This is a genomic window from Bariatricus sp. SGI.019 (assembly GCF_050315235.1).
Classification (GTDB): domain Bacteria; phylum Bacillota; class Clostridia; order Lachnospirales; family Lachnospiraceae; genus JAFBIX01.
In genome coordinates, this window is the sequence record NZ_JBNPOQ010000009.1 from 62,383 (window position 1) to 84,984 (window position 22,602).

At 39.6% G+C, this 22,602-nt stretch carries 18 protein-coding genes and 1 tRNA gene; 17 read left to right on the top strand and 2 right to left on the bottom strand.

The genetic code is table 11. The annotated features are described in order from the left end of the window. Positions 1-14: 14 nt before the first annotated feature. The 4 genes from ACQRD1_RS07325 (at position 15) to ACQRD1_RS07340 (ending at position 3,090) form a co-directional block, all read left to right on the top strand. Positions 15-1,709 carry an alpha-amylase family glycosyl hydrolase gene (locus ACQRD1_RS07325; protein WP_235231859.1) on the top strand — a complete coding sequence of 565 codons (1,695 nt, stop codon included), beginning with the start codon at positions 15-17 and terminating at the stop codon, positions 1,707-1,709. Between the two features lies 1 nt (position 1,710). Then, a complete protein-coding gene (locus ACQRD1_RS07330) occupies positions 1,711-2,370 on the top strand; it encodes a TraX family protein (RefSeq protein WP_235231860.1) in 660 nt (219 codons plus the stop codon). Positions 2,371-2,394: 24 nt separating this feature from the next. Beyond that, on the top strand, positions 2,395-2,937 hold the full coding sequence (locus ACQRD1_RS07335; RefSeq protein WP_235231861.1) for a DUF5662 family protein: 543 nt from the start codon (positions 2,395-2,397) through the stop codon (positions 2,935-2,937). Positions 2,938-3,005: 68 nt separating this feature from the next. Continuing rightward, positions 3,006-3,090 (top strand) — tRNA-Leu (locus ACQRD1_RS07340). An 84-nt stretch (positions 3,091-3,174) separates the two neighbouring features. On the opposite strand, the gene ACQRD1_RS07345 is transcribed toward ACQRD1_RS07340, so the two are convergent. After that, the gene (locus tag ACQRD1_RS07345; RefSeq protein WP_347375856.1) at positions 3,175-4,569 is read right to left on the bottom strand and encodes an MATE family efflux transporter; all 1,395 of its coding nucleotides are present in this window, start codon (positions 4,567-4,569) and stop codon (positions 3,175-3,177) included. A 162-nt stretch (positions 4,570-4,731) separates the two neighbouring features. Between ACQRD1_RS07345 and pap the strand changes: the two genes are divergently transcribed. Genes pap through ACQRD1_RS07380 form a run of 7 tightly spaced genes read left to right on the top strand, consistent with a single transcriptional unit; the run spans position 4,732 to position 13,479 of the window. Continuing rightward, entirely contained in the window at positions 4,732-6,249 is a 1,518-nt protein-coding gene (pap, locus tag ACQRD1_RS07350) for a polyphosphate:AMP phosphotransferase (protein ID WP_427742221.1), read from the top strand. 15 nt (positions 6,250-6,264) lie between these two features. Further along, positions 6,265-7,272: a deoxyguanosinetriphosphate triphosphohydrolase gene (locus tag ACQRD1_RS07355; protein WP_235231864.1), complete on the top strand. Its 1,008-nt coding sequence runs from the start codon at positions 6,265-6,267 to the stop codon at positions 7,270-7,272. A gap of 47 nt (positions 7,273-7,319) precedes the next feature. Then, the gene (dnaG, locus tag ACQRD1_RS07360; RefSeq protein WP_235231865.1) at positions 7,320-9,095 is read left to right on the top strand and encodes a DNA primase; all 1,776 of its coding nucleotides are present in this window, start codon (positions 7,320-7,322) and stop codon (positions 9,093-9,095) included. Positions 9,096-9,134: 39 nt separating this feature from the next. After that, a complete protein-coding gene (gene rpoD / locus ACQRD1_RS07365; RefSeq protein WP_235231866.1) occupies positions 9,135-10,250 on the top strand; it encodes an RNA polymerase sigma factor RpoD in 1,116 nt (371 codons plus the stop codon). 13 nt (positions 10,251-10,263) lie between these two features. Then, on the top strand, positions 10,264-10,968 hold the full coding sequence (locus ACQRD1_RS07370; RefSeq protein WP_235231867.1) for a tRNA (adenine(22)-N(1))-methyltransferase: 705 nt from the start codon (positions 10,264-10,266) through the stop codon (positions 10,966-10,968). 26 nt (positions 10,969-10,994) lie between these two features. Beyond that, positions 10,995-11,783 (top strand): Nif3-like dinuclear metal center hexameric protein, encoded by a 789-nt coding sequence (locus tag ACQRD1_RS07375; protein ID WP_235231868.1) that lies wholly within the window; start codon positions 10,995-10,997, stop codon positions 11,781-11,783. A gap of 28 nt (positions 11,784-11,811) precedes the next feature. Further along, positions 11,812-13,479, top strand: coding sequence for a nucleoside kinase (locus ACQRD1_RS07380; RefSeq protein ID WP_235231869.1), 1,668 nt, complete (start codon positions 11,812-11,814; stop codon positions 13,477-13,479). A 77-nt stretch (positions 13,480-13,556) separates the two neighbouring features. Here ACQRD1_RS07380 and aroC read toward each other — a convergent pair whose 3' ends face one another. Beyond that, complete coding sequence (gene aroC / locus ACQRD1_RS07385; RefSeq protein ID WP_235231870.1) at positions 13,557-14,663, bottom strand: chorismate synthase; 1,107 nt, start codon at positions 14,661-14,663, stop codon at positions 13,557-13,559. A gap of 204 nt (positions 14,664-14,867) precedes the next feature. Here aroC and ACQRD1_RS07390 point away from each other — a divergent pair, with 204 nt between their 5' ends. The 6 genes from ACQRD1_RS07390 to ACQRD1_RS07415 all read left to right on the top strand — a co-directional run bounded on the left by ACQRD1_RS07390 (position 14,868) and on the right by ACQRD1_RS07415 (position 22,455). Continuing rightward, entirely contained in the window at positions 14,868-16,517 is a 1,650-nt protein-coding gene (locus ACQRD1_RS07390; protein ID WP_235231871.1) for a L,D-transpeptidase family protein, read from the top strand. A gap of 31 nt (positions 16,518-16,548) precedes the next feature. Further along, positions 16,549-17,682: a tRNA guanosine(34) transglycosylase Tgt gene (gene tgt / locus ACQRD1_RS07395; RefSeq protein ID WP_347375853.1), complete on the top strand. Its 1,134-nt coding sequence runs from the start codon at positions 16,549-16,551 to the stop codon at positions 17,680-17,682. A gap of 89 nt (positions 17,683-17,771) precedes the next feature. Then, positions 17,772-18,077 (top strand): preprotein translocase subunit YajC, encoded by a 306-nt coding sequence (yajC, locus tag ACQRD1_RS07400; protein ID WP_235231873.1) that lies wholly within the window; start codon positions 17,772-17,774, stop codon positions 18,075-18,077. Positions 18,078-18,306: 229 nt separating this feature from the next. Continuing rightward, on the top strand, positions 18,307-20,559 hold the full coding sequence (gene pflB, locus ACQRD1_RS07405; RefSeq protein ID WP_235231874.1) for a formate C-acetyltransferase: 2,253 nt from the start codon (positions 18,307-18,309) through the stop codon (positions 20,557-20,559). A 47-nt stretch (positions 20,560-20,606) separates the two neighbouring features. Beyond that, positions 20,607-21,341: a pyruvate formate-lyase-activating protein gene (gene pflA, locus ACQRD1_RS07410; protein ID WP_235231875.1), complete on the top strand. Its 735-nt coding sequence runs from the start codon at positions 20,607-20,609 to the stop codon at positions 21,339-21,341. A gap of 82 nt (positions 21,342-21,423) precedes the next feature. Beyond that, positions 21,424-22,455, top strand: coding sequence for a M23 family metallopeptidase (locus ACQRD1_RS07415; protein ID WP_235231876.1), 1,032 nt, complete (start codon positions 21,424-21,426; stop codon positions 22,453-22,455). Positions 22,456-22,602: the final 147 nt, after the last annotated feature.

Consider the following 22,602-nt stretch of genomic DNA (forward strand, 5'->3'; position numbering starts at 1 on the left):
AGGAAGGATAAAGCATGAAAGAGATACAGGGAAGACCTTTACCACTAGGAGTTACGAGGATAGGAAATACCATGAATTTTTCGGTGGCAGTACCACAGGAGAAGGAGTGTCAGTTATTGTTATACCATGCAGGAGAAAAGAAACCCTGTATGTCTTTTGGAATGAAGAAATCGATTGGGGAAGTAAGATATATTGCGCTGGAAGATATTGACCCATCTGAATATGAATATAACTATGAGATGGATGGGGAGATTGTTGTTGATCCATATGTAAAAGCGTTGGCAGGACGCGAAAAATGGGGGCAGGCAAGAGATGTTCAGATGCATGAAGTGCGAGGAAAGCTGGATATCAAAGAATATGACTGGGAAGGTGATGCGCCTTTGCAGCTTCCGTATCATAGTATTATTGCATATAGCCTGCATGTAAGAGGATTTACAAAACATTCTTCTTCTAAGGTAAAGGCCAAAGGGACATTTCGGGGAGTGATTGAAAAAATACCTTATCTGAAAGAACTTGGAATCAACCAGATTCAGTGTATGCCGGTATATGATTTTGAAGAAAATCTTCAATATTGTAATTACTGGGGATATGGGGATGCTTATTGTTTTGCACCAAAGGGTGCTTATGCCTATTCAAAAGATGCTGTAAATGAATTAAAAGATATGGTCAAATCCTGCCATAGAGAAGGAATAGAAGTTGTGTTGGAAATGCCGTTTTCTGGTAATGTTCCAAAACAGATGATGGAAGAATGTCTAAGATATTATATGATGGAATATCATGTAGATGGATTCATACTAAATCCATCTTCGGCACCCATGGAGGGTATCTGTGCGGATCCGATTTTGAAGAAAACAAAGATTATGGTACATCAGACCGGATTTCAGACGGTGATGCGACGATTCTTGAAAAGTGATGAAGGAATGATTCCTGAAGTTATGTATTGGCTGCGGCATAATTCTCTGGGAGACAGAACTTATAATTATTTTACGAATCAGAACGGATTTACTTTGTATGATCTGGTATCCTATGATGGAAAACATAATGAAGCGAATGGAGAAAATAATCAGGACGGTCCGGAATACAATTACAGTTGGAATTGTGGTGTGGAAGGTGTGACTCGTAAAAAGGCTGTTCTGGAATTACGTCAGCAACAAATAAAAAATGCATTTTTCTTGTTACTCTTTGCACAAGGAACACCTTGTATTCTGGCGGGCGACGAATTTGAAAATACACAAAAAGGCAATAATAATGTGTATTGTCAGGATAATCCAGTGGGATGGTTAGATTGGAGTAAACTAGAAAAGAAAAAAGAATTGCATGATTTTGTAAAGAAATTGATCGAAATACGAAAAGCATATCCGGTGTTCTGGCCGGAAGAAGAAATGCGGGGAATTGATCAAGTCAGTTGTGGAGTCCCTGATGTGTCTTATCATGGTGAGAGCGCGTGGAGAGTTCCATCGGAGGTTTCCAGCAGGCAATTAGGAGTTTATTATAGTGGCGCTGCTGTCGGAGGAGACGACTGCTTTGTGGCATACAATATGCATTGGCAGGAGCATCCATTTGCTTTACCGGCATTGTCGTCAGGAAAGAAATGGTATAAAATAGCTTCAACCAGTGAAGGAGTTTTAGAAGAACCAGAACTTTTGGATAATCAGAGACTGGTCGAAGTAGCAGAAAGGACTATTATGCTGGTTATAGGCAGGAAATAGCATGAGATTGGTACAGAAAATTAGACTCACATCTTATCAATTAAAATGGATTGCAATTATTACAATGGTCATAGACCATACGGGTGCAGTCCTTTTTCCAGAATGTATGTTGATGAGGGAGATAGGAAGAGTGTCCTTTCCAATATTTTGCTTTTTGTTAGTGGAAGGGTTTTTTCATACGCATGACTTATATCAATATATGATAAGGCTTGGAACTTTTGCTGTAATCTCGGAGATTCCCTATGACCTTGCTTTTCGTGAAACAATATTGGAATTCACTCATCAGAATGTTTTTTTTACTTTACTTTTAGGCGTGCTTATGATGTATGTGTTGCAAATGGCAGGTGAATGGCCGACGAAAGTGGTTGAAGTATTATTGGTGATGTGGGCGGCTGTATGTTTGAAGACAGATTATAGTTTTAAGGGAATTCTTTTGATTTTGGTTTTTTATTTGTTTCGTCAGAATAAAAGATTGAAACTGGCAGGGGGAATTTTGTGGAACTTTCTCTGGAAAGGGAACTTGCAGAGATATGGAGCTATTGCGATGTTTCCTATTGCATTATATAATGGAGAACGAGGAAAAGGAATAAAATACTTTTTTTACATTTTCTATCCAATGCACTTGTTCCTGTTATTTTTGATGAAAAGATTGATTGGATGATGAAAGAAAGAGAAGTAAAGAGATATGAAAGCTTTGCAACATTTGAAGACGATTAATCACCATAAATGGCTGGTTATGAAAGGTTGTTTTAAAGTAGGACTCTATAAACAAGGATTACTCCATGATCTGTCCAAATATACGCCAACAGAATTTTTGGTAGGATGTTGGTATTATCAAGGAAATCGAAGCCCTAATAATGCAGAACGGGAAGCAACCGGATATTCGCAGGCATGGCTTCATCACAAGGGCAGAAATAAACATCATTACGAATATTGGATTGATTATAGCGTGAATCCAGAAGAAGGTATTGTTGGGCTTAAGATGCCTGTGAAGTATGTAGTAGAAATGTTTGTAGACAGGATTGCAGCGTCTAAGACTTATCAAGGCGAGAATTATATGGATTCGCATCCGTTGGAGTATTATGAGAAAGGTGCTGCGAGACTAGGTAAGATGATCCATCCTGAGACAGCAAGATTGTTACATTCATTATTGAGGATGTTGGCAGATGAAGGAGAAGAAAAAACATTCTATTACATAAGACATCATGTGTTAAAGAAAAAAAGTTAAATTAGTTGTTGACTTTTGTAGTATAGTGTAGTATTATAATCTTCGGGCAGTTGATAAAGACGCCACTTGCGGAAGTGTCGGAACTGGCAGACGAGCAAGACTAAGGATCTTGTGACTATTGCAGTCGTGTGGGTTCAAGTCCCATCTTCCGCATCCTAATACAAAAAGGTTCAACCCTATGGGTTGGACCTTTTTGTATTAGGAGCCGAAGCGTCCCTTGAACCCGAGGTTCAAGATCTACGCTTCGCTCCGGTCGGCGCAGAGCAGACATCCCCCGGATGTCTTGCGCCTCATCTTCCGCTTGCGATAGAAATAGTAGGGAATCAGCAAAAGTGCTGTGGATGCCCAGGCGAGAGGATAACTGATCAGAATGGTGGATATACTATGATGGATTGGTGTCATGATTAAAATCCAAGGCAATCTTACGCCGCAGACACCGCCAATTGTTATCAGAGATGGAATCAGTACATCTCCCATACCGCGAAGGGCACCGGATATTATCTCTACAAATATATAGATGCTGTAGCTTGGAACAATATAGAGCAACATATATACTCCAATCTCAATGACATTCTCATCTGTGGTAAAGAGATGGAATAATGGGCGGGCGAATATCATCAGACATGCCAGGATTGTTCCGCAGATGGCCAGGGACATTCCAAGGCTTATGCGTACACTTTTGTATACACGGTTCATTTTCCCTGCACCATAATTCTGTCCGGAGAAGGTGGTAACGGAAGTGCCCAGTGCTCCGCTGATTGCCCAGAAAATGAGATCCATTTTTCCGAAAGCCGCCCATGCAGCAGTGGTATCGGTGCCGAAACCATTGATGGCAGATTGAATGATCATGTTTGTAAGTCCATAAGTGCAAGCCTGAAGTCCTCCCGGAAGTCCAATGCGAAGTTCTGATTTTAGGATTGATAGAGTGGGACGGATGGAACGAAGTTCTAATTTCAGCATATTGTAAGAAGTCATGAGTGATCTCGTTACCAGAATTGCACTTGTCCCCTGAGACAAGATAGTGGCAATAGCGGCACCAGCAATCCCCATTTTCAATACAACCACAAAAAGAAGATCCATTGTTATATTCAGGACGCAGCAGATGATCAGATAATATAAAGGCCGTCTGGAATCACCAATAGCCCGCATAATACTAGATCCCATGTTGTATATTAGTGTAGCAATAATTCCAAGAAAATAAATTCTTAGATATAAAACAGAATCGTCCATTGTATCTGATGGGGTGTTCATAATTTCTAAGAGCCATGGAGTAGAAAACCATCCGACAATAGAGATTATGATACTTACAATAATTGCAAAGGCGTATGAAGTATGTAAGCCTTTGTGAAGATTCCTGGAATCACATGCACCATAGAATTGTGAGATGATTACGGTTGCACCAGTAGATAGAGCAGTAAAAAATGCAACCACCTGATAAGAGATGACCGAAGCTGATCCTCCGACACTAGCCAAAGCTTCTTTTCCTACAAATCTACCCACAATGATGGCGTCCACAGTATTATATAATTGTTGAAACAACGTTCCAACTGCAATAGGAACGAAAAAGATTAATAGTTGTTTCCAGATAATCCCTTCTGTTATCTGATTTTTCCCCAAATTTGTTTTTGACATGATATAAACACTCCTTTATAGGAAAATTATAGCATTATAAAAGAAAAACAACATCCATATTTTGCGAAAAACCAATATATATTTGGCAAATAGTGTATAATAATAAAAGAATTAGAAATCTTAGAAATATTGGCATTCTTGGTTGTGCAAGGAGGAGAAAATATGTTGGAAAAAATAGATTTGACGAAGAGTCTTAGTAAGACGGAATATAAAGAAAAGATGTTGGGATATGAATCGAAACTTGGGAAATTACAGCGGGAATGCAAAGAGTTAGGGATTCCCGTTATGATTGCCTTTGAAGGGTATGGAGCATCTGGAAAAGGAGTGCAGATAGCGCAATTGATTCAGGCACTTGATCCAAGAGGATTTGAAGTATATGCTGTGAAGAATGAGACAGAAGAAGAACGTATGCATCCTTTTTTATGGAGGTTCTGGACAAAGATGCCAGCGAAGGGCAGAATTGCAATCTATGACAGTAGCTGGTATCGAAAGGTTTTGGTGGATCGCTTTGATAAAAAAATGAAGAAAGAAGAAATTGAGGATGCATATCATTCGATTTGTTCATTCGAAGAACAATTAACTGCAGATGGAATGGTAATTATTAAAATTTTTCTGGCAATTGGGAAAAAGGAGCAGAAAAAAAGATTCGACAAATTGTTGAGTTCAGAAGAGACTTCATGGCGTGTGAGCAAAGGAGATTTAAAGAGAAATAAAGAATTTGAAAAATATCAGAAAATGAATGAGGAGATGCTAATGCGCACAGATACAGAATATGCGCCATGGCACATTGTTGAAGCAACTGATCGGAAGTTTGCAACAGCAAAGATTTATGCAATTGTAATCCAGACTTTGGAAGAAAGAATCAAAGAACAGAAAGTGAAAAAGGAAACAGAAGAAAGGGGACAAAAAGAGGAATTCCGGGTTAATGAATCGGAAAAAGATAAAAAATTAAAGGAATCAATTCTAGCAAAAGCAGATTTAAGCCTTTCTTATACAAAAGAGGAGTATAAAAAGCGCCTGGAAAAACTACAGAAGAAGATAGAAAAGCTTCACAGTGAGTTATATCGCAGAAGAATTCCGGTAGTACTTGCATTTGAAGGCTGGGATGCTGGAGGAAAGGGAGGGGCAATCAAGCGCCTGACAGAAAAAATGGATCCAAGAGGATATGTGGTTCATCCAACCGCATCTCCAAATGATATAGAAAAAGCACATCATTATCTATGGCGTTTTTGGACGGATATGCCAAAGGCAGGACATATAACGATATTTGACCGGACCTGGTATGGAAGAGTTATGGTGGAGCGAATTGAAGGTTTCTGCACAAAACAGGAATGGCAGAGGGCTTATAAAGAAATAAATGATATGGAATTGGATCTTACGAATTCAGGTGCAATTGTCTTAAAATTCTGGATGCAGATTGATAAGGATGAACAAGAGAGAAGGTTTAAAGCAAGACAGGCGAATCCAGAAAAGCAATGGAAAATAACGGATGAAGATTGGCGTAACAGAGAAAAATGGAGTCAGTATGAAGAAGCTGTAAATGAAATGTTGATTCGTACTTCCACACCCAATGCACCTTGGATTGTAGTAGAAGGAAATTGTAAATATTATGCAAGAATTAAAGTATTAGAAACTGTGGTGAATGCAATTGAAACTCGATTAAAGGAAAAAAAGAGATAAAGAGGTGGCAGATACATGACGATCAGGGAACAGTTAGAACTTCGGGAAATAGAATATTTGAGCCCATATGCGGCCTTAAGTAAGGATTCTGTGGGAAGAGACAGACCGGAACAAGAATGTGATATTCGTCCGGTATTTCAACGAGATCGTGATCGGATTCTGCATTGCAAATCGTTTCGTCGATTAAAACAAAAGACACAAGTATTTCTTCTTCCCAAAGGAGATCATTATCGAACCAGACTTACTCATACGCTGGAGGTTTCGCAGAATGCAAGAACGATTGCAAAAGCACTTCGTCTGAACGAAGATCTGGTAGAAGCAATTGCGCTTGGACATGATCTGGGCCATACACCATTTGGTCATGCCGGAGAACGCGCATTGAATCAGGTCTGCTCTTTGGGGTTTCAACATCAGGAGCAGAGCGTTCGGGTTGTAGAAATACTTGAAAAAGAGGGACAGGGACTGAACCTGACCTGGGAAGTGAGGGATGGAATCCGCAATCACAAAACCAGTGGAACACCGCATACACTAGAGGGACAGATTGTACGGTTGTCTGATAAGATTGCGTATATTAATCATGACATTGATGATGCGATACGGGGAAATATTTTAAGAGAAGAAGATATTCCGGAAAAATATCGTAAAATTCTGGGTGCAACTACAAAAAAACGATTGAATACAATGATTCATGATGTGATTACCAATAGTATGGATCAGCCAAGGATCTGTATGTCTGAAGAGATTCAGGAAGCGTCAAATGGGCTACGTAAATTCATGTTTGAGCATGTATATTTGAATTCAAAGGCCAAAGGAGAAGAAGAGAAGGCGATTCGTATGGTGGAGGATCTGTATGAATATTACATTCACCATTTGGAACTTTTGCCACTGCAGTTTTTGGATATGCTTGAAAAAGGCGAGGCGGGAGAGGAACAGGTAGTCTGTGATTATATAGCAGGAATGACTGATACATATGCAGTAAAAAAATTTGAAGAATATTTTGTACCGGAATCTTGGAAATTTTAAAGGAAATCGGATGCTTTTGTCGAATATTATATATGAGGGCTTAAATTATGTATTATTCCGATGAACTAATTGAAGAAGTAAGATCAAAAAATGATATTGTAGATGTAATTTCCAGTTATGTGAAGCTACAGAAAAAAGGTAGTTCATACTTTGGGCTTTGTCCTTTTCACAATGAAAAATCACCGTCTTTTTCGGTAAGCAGACAGAAGCAGATGTATTATTGCTTTGGATGTGGCGCCGGAGGGAACGTATTTACATTTCTAATGGAGTATGAAAATTATTCTTTTGTAGAAGCATTGAAATATCTGGCAGACCGGGCAGGAGTAGAACTGCCTGAGCAGGAATATTCCAAAGAGGCAAGAGAACGTGCTGACACAAAGGCGATTTTGCTGGAGATCAATAAAGCGGCAGCGCAGTATTATTATGTTCAGCTGAAGAATAGTCAGGGGGCGCAGGCACTCGATTATCTGAAGAAAAGAAAGTTAAGTGATGATACTATTAAGGCTTTTGGACTGGGATATTCCAACAAATATAGCGATGATCTCTATCGATATTTAAGATCAAAGGGCTATCAGACAGAGATGATTGCGAAAGCAGGATTGATCAGTGTTGACGAAAGGCAGGGCGTTTATGATAAGTTCTGGAATCGGGTAATGTTTCCGATTATGGATGTCAACAATCGAGTTATTGGATTTGGCGGCAGAGTCATGGGAGACGCGAAGCCGAAGTATCTGAATTCGCCGGAGACTATGATTTTTGATAAGAGCCGGAATCTATATGGCTTGAATCGGGCCAGAAGTTCCAAAAAGCCATATTTTCTGCTCTGTGAAGGATATATGGATGTGATTTCTCTTCATCAGGCTGGCTTTTCGAATGCAGTGGCGTCGCTTGGAACTGCATTGACTCCGGGACATGCATCATTGATTAAGCGGTATGTGCAGGAGGTATACCTTACTTATGACAGTGATGAAGCTGGAACAAAGGCTGCGCTTCGTGCAGTGCCAATTCTAAGGGATGTAGGAATCACAGCCAGAATTATTCGGATGGAGCCATATAAAGATCCAGATGAATTTATTAAAAATCTCGGAGCAGAGGCTTTTGAAGAACGGATTCAAAAGGCAAGAAATGGATTCATGTTCAGCCTGGAAGTTCTGGAAAAAAATTATGATATGAATTCTCCAGAGGGAAAGACAGATTTTATGAAGGAAGCAGCTAAAAAGCTGACGGAATTTGATGAAGAGATCGAGCGGAACAATTACATAGAAGCGGTAGCAAAAGCTTATCATGTAGGTTTTGAAGATTTGCGGAAACTGGTCGGAAAGATGGCAATTCAGACAGGACTTGCCAAACCGGTGGAGCGGCCGAAGTCTTCACAGAATCGTGAAAAAGGTAAGGAAAATGGAATTGTCAAGTCACAGAAGATTCTTCTGACGTGGTTGATTGAGGACGAATCCATATTTCAGCAGATTAAAAAGTATATAACTCCGGAAGATTTTACCGGAGATATATATAGAACGGTGGCAGAACTCCTTTATCAGCAATATGAAGATCAGGATGTAAATCCGGCAAAGATTATGAATCATTTTACGGATGAAGAAGAACACCGGGAGGTTGCAAGTCTATTCCATACGAAGATTAAGGAATTGACAACCGTAAAAGAGCAGGAAAAAGCGTTGCAGGAAACCGTTGTTCGGGTGAAGAACCATAGTATTGAGGAAGCAACAAAAAAGCTTGACCCTACGGATATCAAGGGATTACAACGGTTGATGGATGCGAAAAGGGAACTGCAGGACCTCCAAAAACTGCATATTTCTATTAATTAAGGATAAAATATAAACAAGCAATGAGAGGATGGGCACTACATGGAAGAAAATATAGCAAAATTTGAAGAGAAACTCAAAGAGCTGGTAGCGCTGGGAAAAAAGAAGAAGAGTATTCTGGAAGTGCAGGAAATTAATGATTTCTTCTCGGATATGGATCTTGAATCCGAACAGATGGAGAAGATATTTGAATATCTGGAAGCAAATAATATTGATGTTTTGCGTATCAGTGGCGATGATGACGATGATATTGATGATGTGGATCTTCTGATTTCGGAAGAGGATGATGTGGATGTCGAGAAGATTGATCTGTCTGTTCCGGACGGAATCAGTATTGAAGACCCAGTACGTATGTATTTGAAAGAGATTGGAAAGGTGCCGCTTCTGACTGCGGAAGAAGAGGTAGAGCTGGCAAGAAGAATGGCAGATGGAGATGAAGATGCCAAAAAGCGCCTTGCAGAGGCGAATCTTAGATTGGTCGTAAGTATTGCCAAGCGATACGTTGGACGTGGAATGTTATTCCTTGATTTGATTCAGGAAGGAAATCTTGGACTGATCAAGGCTGTCGAAAAGTTTGATTATCAGAAGGGATTTAAGTTCAGTACTTATGCGACCTGGTGGATTCGTCAGGCAATTACCAGAGCAATTGCCGATCAGGCAAGAACGATTCGTATTCCTGTTCACATGGTAGAGACTATTAACAAATTAATCCGTGTGTCCAGACAGTTGCTGCAGGAATTAGGACGTGAACCTACGCCGGAAGAGATAGCAGCTGAGTTGGACATGCCTGTAGAAAGAGTTCGTGAGATTCTGAAGATTTCGCAGGAGCCAGTTTCTCTTGAAACTCCGATTGGAGAGGAAGAAGACAGTCATCTGGGAGATTTTATCCAGGATGACAATGTGCCAGTACCTGCGGAGGCGGCAGCACAGACTCTGTTAAAAGAACAGTTGGATGAAGTACTATCTACGCTGACAGAAAGAGAGCAAAAGGTATTGAGATTACGGTTTGGGATGAATGATGGACGTGCACGTACATTGGAGGAAGTAGGAAAAGAATTTGATGTTACTCGTGAACGTATTCGTCAGATTGAGGCAAAAGCACTTCGCAAATTGCGTCATCCAAGCCGCAGCAGAAAATTAAGAGATTATTTGGATTAAGAAAGAGGCGCCTATGGAACTATCAAAAAGACTTTATGCAGTTGCAAGTCTTGTGACAGAGGGCGCCTCTGTTGCAGATATTGGAACTGATCATGGTTATATTCCTATTTATTTGACTGAGCAAAAGATTGCATCAAAAGTGATAGCATTGGATATTAACAAAGGTCCATTGGAACGGGCAAGGATGCATATTATTGGGCATGGATTGAAAGATCAGATCGAGACAAGATTATCAGATGGACTTAAAGCGGTAGATCCAGGTGAAGTTGATACTATGATAGCGGCTGGCATGGGTGGAGGACTTGTGATTAAGATCCTGGAAGAAGGAAAAGATGTTGTTGATCAACTATATACTTGTATTCTTCAGCCACAGTCTGAGATACAGAGGGTTCGAGAATATCTGGCCACGAACCATCTTAAGATTATTGCGGAAGATATGGTGGAGGAAGATGGAAAGTTCTACCCTATGATGAAGGTGGTTCATGGGGAAGTTCAGCCTTACACTAGGTGTGAATGTCTTTATGGAAGATGCTTGCTGCAGCAGAGACATCCTGTCTTGGAAAAATACCTTCACAGGGAGATGGCAATTAGAGAAAGTATATTTCGTCAGTTGGAAAAAAGAAAAAACAGTGAGAGTGCAGCCGCTCGAATGGAAGAGATGCGAAAAGAAATTATCCTGATTGATCAGGCGCTGGGATATTTTCGCGAAAAGAAGTGATTATTCAAGGAGGGGCAGATACAACGATGATTTGCAAAGAGATTATAAAAATCATTGAAAATGCTTATTCCAGAGCATATGCACTGGAATGGGACAATGTGGGACTTTTGGCTGGCAGAGATGACAAGGAAGTACAGCGTATCTATGTGGCGCTGGATGCAACAGATGAAGTGATTGATGCGGCTTCTGCATACCATGCAGATATGTTGATAACCCACCATCCGTTAATTTTTAGTGGCTTGAAGAGAATCAATAATCAAGATTTTATTGGAAGACGTATCATAAAATTAATTCAGAATGACATATCCTATTATGCGATGCATACGAATTATGATGTAAAGGGAATGGCAGCGTTATCTGGAGAAAAAATGCAGTTTAAAGAGGCAGAAGTTCTGGAAGTTACGGCAGAAGACCCTGAAACAAATCTGCTGGAAGGAATTGGAAGAATTACAGAACTTACATCTCCAATTACTTTGCAGGTTTGTTGCCAGAAAGTGAAAGAAGCTTTTCAGTTAAACGAAGTGAAAGTATTTGGAGAGCTTGGACAGAAGGTGCAGAGAATTGCTATTTGTCCGGGCTCAGGAAAAAGTGTAATTCCAGAAGCGTTGAAAAGAAATGCAGATGTATTGATTACTGGTGATATTGGACATCATGAGGGAATTGACGCAAATGCACAGGGACTTGCTGTGATTGATGCTGGACATTATGGAATAGAACATATATTTATAGAGGATATGAAACAATATCTGGAAAAGAATCTGGAGGGAGTGGAAGTGATAGCCGCACCTGTCCGGCATCCTTTTCAAATGGTATAGAGCTTAGTGAGCAAAAAGGAGGCGCGCAATGGAAAAGGAAATGTATAACGTTCAGATTGGAGATGAAATCCGGCAGTATGAGTCTGGGACGACTTATCGGCAGATTGCGGAAGAATGGCAGGAGCAATATGAGAATGATATTGTTCTTGTGTTTGTGAACGGAAGATTGCAGGAACTTTTCAAAACGCTGAAAGAAGACTGCATCATACGATTTGAGACGACTGGAGACCCTATTGGACACAAGACGTATAAGAGAAGTATGAGTTTAATGCTGGTGAAAGCCATCTATGATGTAGCAGAGGTGGACACAATAAAAAAAGTAAGGATTCACTATTCTGTCAGCAAAGGGTATTATTGTACGATTGAAGGAAATGTGAACCTAAATCAAGAATTTTTAGCGCGGGTCGAAGCGAGAATGCAGGAAATGGTTTCTATGGATATGCCTATTAATAAGCGTACGATTCATACTTCAGAGGCAATCGCTCTTTTTGGTCAACATGGGATGTATGATAAAGAAAGGTTGTTCCGTTATCGCCGCGTCTCGAAAGTAAATATCTATAGTATGAATGAGTTTGAAGATTATTATTATGGATATATGGTGCCAAGCGCTGGCTATCTCAAATATTTCAAATTATTTCTGTATGATGAGGGATTCGTGATTCAGATGCCTGAACAGTCTGCGCCAAAAGTTGTTCCCCCTTTTGAACCACAGAATAAATTATTCCAGGTATTAAAAGAGTCAACGAAGTGGGGCGATATGCAAGGGATTGAGACGGTCGGTGCATTGAATGATAAAATTACCAAAAGTGATGTGCATGAGACGGTTTTGGTGCAGGAGGCACTTCAAGAGAAGAAGATAGCCGAGATTGCCGCGCAGATTGCCAAGCGACCAGAATTGAAATTTATATTGATTGCGGGTCCTTCTTCCTCTGGAAAAACAACATTTTCTCATCGCCTGTCTGTTCAGCTTCGGGCGAATGGTCTGGTACCACATCCTATTGCAGTAGACAATTATTTTGTGGAAAGAGAGGAGAACCCAAGAGACGAGACGGGGGCCTATGATTATGAATGCCTGGAGGCTGTAGATGTAAAATTGTTTAATCAGCAGTTGCAGGATCTGCTTGCCGGAAAAGAAGTAGTGATTCCGAATTTTAATTTTGTGACAGGTCATAAGGAATATGGAACAAAAACGAAGAAACTTGGACCAAACGATGTCCTTGTGATTGAAGGGATTCATTGCCTGAATCCCAAATTAACAGAACATCTTCCGGATGAAAATAAGTTCCGGATTTATATCAGTGCGTTGACGCAATTAAATATTGATGAGCATAATCGTATTCCGACGACGGATGGACGGCTTCTCAGAAGGATTGTAAGAGATGCACGTACCAGAGGAGCCTCTGCTCAAAAAACAATCAATATGTGGCCGTCCGTAAGAAGAGGAGAAGAGAGGAACATATTCCCATATCAAGAAGAGGCAGATGTGATGTTTAATTCTGCGTTGATTTATGAATTAGCAGTGTTGAAAATCTATGTAGAACCTTTATTGTTTGGAATCAGCCCGGATGTACCGGAATATCAGGAAGCAAAACGTTTGTTGAAATTTCTGGATTATTTTGTAGGAATAGGAAGTGAAAATGTGCCGACAAATTCACTTCTGCGTGAATTTATCGGTGGAGGCTGTTTTCACGTATAATTAAGACGAGTGTTATAATAAAAAGCTCTGACGGATCAGTGCATCTATCAGAGCTTTTTGAATGTTAAACATTGGTATTAATCGTTGGAATGATAAATTGTTCTCAGGTGATCCATACGTGAAGCCATATTTGTCATCAGTAGATCGACAAGTGTAATAGCTGCCATTGATTCAACGACAACAACGGCTCTTGGAACAATTACAGGATCGTGACGACCGGTGATAGCAATAAGGGTATTTTGTAGATTTTTATCAATGGTTTCTTGCTCCTGGGAGATAGAAGGTGTTGGCTTGATTGCTGCCCTTAAAATGATAGGACTTCCATCGCTTAAACCACCCAATGTACCTCCGGCGTGATTCGTCTTCTTAGTAACTTTTCCATCTTCGGAATAGAAAGCATCATTATTACAGCTTCCTTTTGAAACGGAGGCCTGGAATCCATCGCCAATTTCGACTCCTTTTACAGCTCCGATTGACATGATAGCCTGTGCGAGTCTGGCGTCTAGTTTGTGGAAGACAGGGTCTCCAATTCCCACTGGCATTCCGTTGATTATGCACTCAATAATGCCTCCGGAAGAATCCTGACTTTTCATGCAATTCTCTAAATATTCACTTGCGATTTCAGCATATTTCTCATTCGGCATATAGAGCTTGTTGTTGGAAATACATGTGTAGTCGTAGTCAGATTCAGGGATTACAATATTACCGATAGCTTTCGTATAAGTAGTAATATGAATTCCGAGCTGTTCCAATATCTTTGAAGCAATTGCACCAGCGGCAACGCGACCAATAGTTTCTCTTCCAGAAGTCCTTCCGCCACCGCGATAATCACGAAATCCATATTTGCAGTCAAAAGTATAATCGGCATGTCCGGGACGATAGCAGTCTTTGATTATGCCATAATCTCGAGAACGTTGATCTTCATTGTGGACAATTAAGGAAATTGGGGTACCTGTTGTGTATCCTTCAAAAATACCAGAAAGTATTTCCACTTGATCGGATTCGTTTCGGGCGGTCGTGAACTTACTCTGCCCAGGTTTCCGTCGATCTAAGAACTGCTGTATATCCTCTAGAGTGAGGGGGAGTCCTGCAGGACATCCGTCAACAACTACACCAATTGCTGGTCCGTGAGATTCTCCCCAGGTTGTGATTGTAAATAATGTTCCATATGTTGATCCTGCCATAGATAAATCTCCTTTTTTATTCTATATAATCAGATGTTTTATTTTCACATAGTCCATTATATTATAGAATAGAAAAAAAACACAACCAGCAATTGTATTCTCTTCAGGAAATCTTCATTTATTTTTTGCATTTTTTTCTGTACTTTTGAATATATGCATATTATAATAAAATGACATGATAATTATTATTGAGGTGTAAGGTGAATGGAAGATAGAGATAAAAAAGCTGATGAGATTGTAGAGGAGACCATGAAAGAAATTTTTGAAGATCTCAACAATTCAGAAGCTTTTCAAGAAACGGAAGATAAAAATGAAGAAATATATATGGATAGCGATGATATACCTTCTGATGACGATTCTTCTACAACAGAAGAATTAGAAGAAGATGATGATTTTGAAGATTCAGATGAGGAAGAAGATGATGATCAGGCAGATATGGAGGAGAAAGCGGCCAGAAAGAAAAAGCACAAAAAAACTGCTGCAATTATAATTGGAAGCATTTTTTGTGTTTTGCTGCTTATATATGTTGGATTTGCAATTTTCTTTAATAATCATTTTATGTTTTATACAAAGATTAACGGTATAGATTTTTCGTTGAAAAATGTTAGTCAGGTAGAAGCATATATGGAACAACAAGTAAAAGATTATGTTCTGACGTTGGAAGAATCTGATGGTGATAGAGAAGAAATCAATGGTTCTGATATTTCTTTGGAATATGTGCCTGGAGATGAATTAAAAAAACTTGTGAAAGAGCAGGATAATTTCTTGTGGATTACATCTTTATGGAATCATCCGGAGATTGAAGCAGAAGTTGGTGTGAAATACGATGCAGATGCGTTGTCTGCTATTATTAGTAATCTTGAGTGCATGAAGGAAGAGAATCAGACAGTTTCTGTAGATGCACATCCGGAATTTCAAAATGATCAATTTGTAGTTGTCCCTGAGGTTGTGGGGACTCAGATCAATATAGAAGTATTCAGTGAAAAAGTAGAAGAAGCGATTAATGGATTTCAGCCAACACTGGATCTCTATGAGACAGGATGTTATATATTGCCTAGATTTCTGTCTGATTCAGAGGAAGTCATTGCTGCAAAAGATGCTATGAACAGTTATCTTGGAGCTAATATTACTTATGATTTTAACCCTTATACTGAAGTAGTGGATGCATCTGTTATATCTCAATGGGTGAGTGTGGATGCAGATATGAATGTAACTTTTGATGAAGGGGCTGTCAGGGCATATGTACAGTCTCTGGCGAATAAGTATGATACCAAAGGAAAACCAAGAAACTTTACTACAGCGACCGGTAATGTGGTAACAGTTGAAGGTGGAAGTTATGGATGGAAGATTGATCAGGAAGCAGAGTATAATGCATTGATTGCGAATATTCAAAATGGTGAGACAGTGACAAGAGAGCCTAATTATGTCAGTCGTGCAGCCAGCCATGAAGGAAATGATGTAGGGAGTACATACGCAGAGGTGGATCTTACTGCACAGCAAATGTATTTTATACAGGATGGTCAGGTGGTTCTACAGTCTGGTGTTGTAACTGGTAACCCTAATAGAGGAAATGGAACCCCGCAGGGTGTCTATACTCTGGCTTATAAAGCATTAGATCAGACTTTAAGAGGTACAAAAAAGCCGGATGGAACATATGAATATGAGACTCCGGTGAAATATTGGATGCCGTTTAATGGAGGAATTGGCTTCCATGATGCTACCTGGCAATCGTCATTTGGAGGATCAAGGTATTTAACAAATGGCTCACATGGGTGTGTGAATTTGCCATATGATGTAGCCGGACAATTGTATAACCTGATATCAGCGGGAACTCCAGTAGTTTGCCATTATTAAATAGAATATTTTGAAGAATGAGGAAAAGACCATGTATGAATTGATAAAAAGAGATGGTCTTGCCAAAAGAGGAAGATTACATACAGTGCATGGGGTCATTGAGACCCCTGTATTTATGAATGTGGGAACAGCGGCTGCAATCAAGGGTGCAGTTTCTACGACTGATCTGCAAGAAATTAAAACGCAGGTAGAGCTTTCTAATACATATCATCTTCATGTTCGACCTGGAGATGAAGTGGTGAAAAAGTTAGGAGGACTTCATAAGTTTATGGTCTGGGACAAGCCGATTTTGACCGATTCCGGCGGATTCCAGGTTTTTTCTCTGGCAGGACTTAGAAGAATTAAAGAAGAAGGTGTTTATTTTAATTCTCATATTGATGGAAGAAAGATCTTCATGGGACCGGAGCAGAGTATGCAGATTCAATCGAATCTGGCCTCTACCATTGCCATGGCATTTGATGAGTGCCCTTCAAGTGTAGCGGAAAAAGAGTATATTGAAAATTCTGTAGACAGAACAACACGATGGCTGAAACGGTGTAAAGAAGAGATGGATAGGCTGAATCAACTGCCGGATACGATTAATCAACATCAGATGTTATTTGGAATTAATCAGGGTGGTATTTATGAAGATATCCGTATTCGTCATGCACAGGAAATTGCAGAATTGAATCTTGATGGATATGCTGTCGGAGGGCTGGCTGTTGGAGAGTCTCACGAAGATATGTATCGAATTCTGGATGCAGTTGTTCCGTATCTTCCGGTAGATAAGCCAACCTATCTTATGGGGGTAGGAACTCCGGTGAATATATTAGAAGCTGTTGATCGTGGTGTTGATTTTTTTGACTGTGTTTATCCAAGCAGGAATGGCCGCCATGGGCATGTATATACCAATCAAGGTAAACTTAATCTATTTAATGCAAAATATGAGTTGGATGACAGTCCAATAGAAGAAGGTTGCCAATGCCCTGCATGTCGTACTTATTCTCGGGCATATATCAGACATTTGCTGAAGGCAAAAGAGATGCTGGGGATGCGCTTATGCGTACTTCACAATTTGTATTTCTACAATACAATGATGGAAGAGATTCGTCAGGCCATTGATGAAGGAAATTATCAGGAGTATAAAAAAAGAAAAATTGCCAGTATGTTGAAAAAAGAAGCATAAAAAATGATGAATTCAAGAAAATTACTTGATGAAAGTTGCAATATTGTGTATGATAGCAATAGTGTTTAAAGATATTAGGAGGAATTAATATGTACGCATTAGCATCACAAAGTTCAGGTGGAAGCTGGGTATTACTGATTATTGTATATGCAGTTATTTTTGGTGGTTTTTGGTTTATTTTTATAAGGCCACAGAAAAAGGAGCAGAAAAGAGTTCAGGCAATGATCTCAGAGATGGAAGTCGGAGATACAGTATTGACAACAAGTGGTTTCTATGGTGTTATTATTGATATCAGCGAAGAAGATGTCATTGTAGAATTCGGAAGCAACAGGAATTGCCGTATCCCAATGCAGAAAGCAGCAATAGCACAAGTAGAAAAAGCTTCAGCAGAATAAAAGGAAAACGTAAAAAGACCCTTAATCAAAAGGGGTCTTTTTTTGTTGCTTTGAAGGAGGTGCGAAAGGATTTTTGGGAAAATTCCTGTTCCCCTGTAGATTGCACAAAATTAGATACATAGCTTTAAATGATAATTACTGTCTATAATCCCATTGATATTTTTTTCACAAGATAATATACTGTGCGGGCAAACGGTAATAAGTAGAGAAAGAAAGGGGATAAAAGTCAATGAGACAATGTGAACAGTGGATAGGATTTGAAGGCAAAAATTGGAGAAATTCTGTTGACGTCCGTGATTTTATTCAGAATAATTACAAACCTTATGAAGGAGATGAGTCTTTTCTGGTTGGTCCGACAGATGCAACGAATCAGTTATGGGGTAAGTTGCAGGAACTGCAAAAAGAAGAGCGTGCAAAGGGCGGCGTTCTTGATATGGAGACAGAGATTGTATCAGGACTTACTGCATATGGACCTGGCTACATTAGTGAAGAGTTAAAGGATTTGGAAAAGGTGGTAGGCCTGCAGACAGATAAACCTCTTAAGAGAGCATTTATGCCTTATGGGGGAATCAAGATGGCAGAGCAGGCTTGTACTACCTATGGGTATCAACCAAGCGAGAAGCTTCATGAGATTTTTACAAAATATCATAAAACACATAATCAGGGAGTATTTGATATCTATACACCTGAGATGAAGAAGGCGCGTCATAATAAGATTATAACAGGTCTTCCGGACACATATGGAAGAGGACGTATTGTTGGTGATTATCGTCGAGTAGCTTTGTATGGTATTGATTTTCTGATTGAGAAGAAACATTATGATTTTGAGCGTTACGCAAGACATGGAATGAAAGGAACGGATTTCCGCCTTCGTGAAGAGATTGCAGATCAGATCCGTGCTTTGGAGCAGATGAAAGAAATGGCAGCTGTATATGGATTCGATATTTCTAAACCTGCGAAAGATGCAAAGGAAGCAGTACAGTGGTTGTATTTTGGATATCTTGCAGCAATCAAGACTCAGAATGGTGCGGCCATGAGTGTTGGGCGTATTTCTACTTTCCTGGACATTTATATTGAAAGAGATCTTCAGAATGGAACTTTGACAGAAGCGGAAGCACAGGAATTAATTGACCATATGGTCATGAAATTCAGAATGGTTAAATTCGCAAGAATTCCTTCTTATAATGAATTGTTCTCTGGAGACCCGGTATGGGCAACTCTGGAAGTGGCAGGTCTGGGACAGGATGGACGTTCTATGGTAACAAAGAATGACTACCGTTTCCTCCATACATTGGAAAATATGGGACCATCACCAGAGCCGAACCTGACGGTTCTCTATTCTGAGAGATTGCCTGAAAACTTCAAGAAGTATGCAGCGCATATTTCCGTGACGACCAGTTCTATTCAGTATGAAAATGATGATGTAATGCGTCCGGTATGGGGAGATGATTACAGTATCTGTTGTTGCGTATCTGCGACTCAGACCGGAAAAGAGATTCAGTTCTTTGGTGCACGTGCGAACCTCGCAAAATGCCTGTTATATGCAATTAACGGTGGTATCGATGAAAAATCAAAACAGCAGGTAGGACCGGCATATCAGCCGATTACAGCTGAATATCTTGACTATGATGAAGTAATGGAAAAATATGATGCAATGATGGAATGGCTGTCAAAATTATATGTAGATACCTTGAATATGATTCATTATATGCATGATAAGTATTACTATGAAGCAGCTGAAATGGCGTTGATTGATACAGATGTCAGACGTACATTTGCAACAGGAATTGCAGGATTCTCACATGTGGTAGATTCTCTGAGTGCTATTAAGTATGCGAAAGTAAAAGTGCTTCGTGATGAGAATGGTCTTGCCATAGGATTTGAGCCAGAAGGAGAATTCCCAAGATACGGGAATGATGATGACCGTGCCGATGATATTGCAATCTGGATTCTGAAGACATTTATGCATAAACTGAGCAAATGCCATACATACAGAGATTCTGAACCAACAACTTCTATTCTTACGATTACATCCAATGTTGTATACGGTAAGGCAACAGGATCTCTCCCAGACGGAAGAAAAGCTGGTGAGCCGCTTGCGCCAGGTGCCAACCCATCTTATGGTGCGGAAAAGAACGGACTTCTTGCATCATTGAATTCTGTAGCTAAGCTTCCATATGAACTTGCGCTGGATGGTATATCTAATACACAGACCATTAGTCCAGGTGCGCTGGGACACGATGACAAAGAGCGTACAGAGAATCTGGTAAATGTAATGGATGGATATTTCAGACAAGGAGCTCATCATCTGAACGTGAACGTATTTGGTACAGAGAAATTGATTGACGCTATGGAGCATCCGGAAAAACCAGAATATGCTAATTTCACGATCCGAGTATCAGGATATGCTGTAAAATTCATTGACCTGACACGTGAGCAGCAGATGGATGTTATTGCAAGAACATGCCATAAGGAAATGTAATTATATACAAATGTAAACTTGAAACTATGGTTAAAAAGGGCAAGATAATGACAAAAGGATATGTTCATTCTTTGGAAAGCTTTGGATCTGTAGATGGACCAGGCGTCCGATTTGTGATATTTACGGCCGGCTGTGCCATGCGCTGCCAGTTCTGTCATAATCCGGATACCTGGAATCTGCAGTCGGGGACGATCTATACAGCAGACGAACTGATTGAAAGGGCATTAAGATACCGTTCTTACTGGGGAAGTACGGGAGGTATTACCGTCAGTGGAGGAGAACCCCTCTTGCAAATAGATTTTTTGTCAGAGTTATTTCAGAAGGCGAAAGCAAAAGGAATTCACACAACGTTGGATACCAGCGGTAATCCATTTACAAGAGAAGAGCCATTCTTTGACAAATTTCAAAAACTCATGGAGTACACCGATTTGATTCTGTTGGACGTTAAGCATATAGATGATGAGCAGCATAGAATCCTCACCGGATGTACTAATGAAAATATTTTGGACCTGGCGAAGTACTTGTCTGATATTAAAAAACCAGTCTGGATCAGACACGTATTAGTACCAGAACGAAATGATAAAGACGAGTATCTGATGAAACTACATCAATTTATTGAAACACTTGATAATGTAGAAAAAGTAGAAGTACTTCCATACCATACTTTAGGAGTATACAAATGGAAAGAACTTGGAATAGAATATGAGTTGAAAGATATTGCTCCGCCAACACAGGAGCGGATAAAGAATGCAAATCTGATATTGGGGACGGAGGAAATTTAAATTTCCTCCGTCCCCAATTAAATATTCTTACATCTTTGAGCATAAAGTATTGTGATAAGAATGAGAGCGTGTAGGAATTGGAATGAAGAAGCAGAGGATTATTGTGATGTTGTGTCTGATAGTTATGGTGAGTGGCATATATAGTTATCAGATATCGCAATCGAGAACTGTAGAGACTGTGGATTTGATGAAGGATGAGAATAAAACTTTTATTCAGTGGGTGGAATTTAATGTAACTTGTGATGCAATGAAACAGGCCTATGAATACGATGTAAAGACTTATGGGGAGAAGATTCATCTGAACTGGGTGGAGCTATTGGCATATTTGGGGGCAAAATATGGTGGTGATTTTTCAAATTATCAATCAAAGGATATGAAAGAAATCGCAGATTTGTTAGTCGAGGGAAAGATTTCAGTTAATGAACTGTCAAAAAATATGCAGTATTTTGACTATTACCGGGAAGCTTATGGTGCTGTGCTGGATGGCTTGGTAGGGGTCTATGAGATGGAACAGCCTAAAGAAGATAAAACAACTGAAAAGGTTTGGAAAAAAGTATATGGTCTTAAAGGGTTTCACCCTATTGCAAAAGGATTCCCATATTCTGATTATGATGATTTTGGGGTGTCTAGAAGTTATGGATATCAGAGAAATCATCTGGGACATGATATGATGGGGCAAGTCGGAACACCGGTGATTGCGGTGGAATCAGGGTATGTGGAAGAGCTTGGATGGAATCAATATGGTGGATGGCGTGTCGGAATCAATAGCTTTGATGGCAGACGTTACTATTATTATGCACATCTCAGGCAGAACCGTCCTTATGCGGAGGGATTAAAAAAAGGAGATATTGTGCAGGCAGGAGATGTCATTGGATATATTGGAAGGACTGGATACAGTACAGAAGAAAATGTAAATAACATTGATGAATATCATTTGCATTTTGGTCTTCAATTAATATTTGATGAATCACAGCGAGAAGGAGATAATGAGATCTGGATCAATTGTTATGAATTGGTCAGATTTCTTTATCAGCATCAGTCAGAAGTGCAACGAAATGATGAGACGAAAGAATGGACGCGATTATATCAGATGAAAGACCCTGCTATTGAGTAATGTAAAGATGAAAAGGATTTTACTGATTGAATTTGCATAAATATACTTGACTTACATTATAATTATAAACAATTTCTGATAAATATCTATTTCTAAGATGTAAAAACTGCATGAATCGACATTGAATCGACAATTTAGTCAATTAAA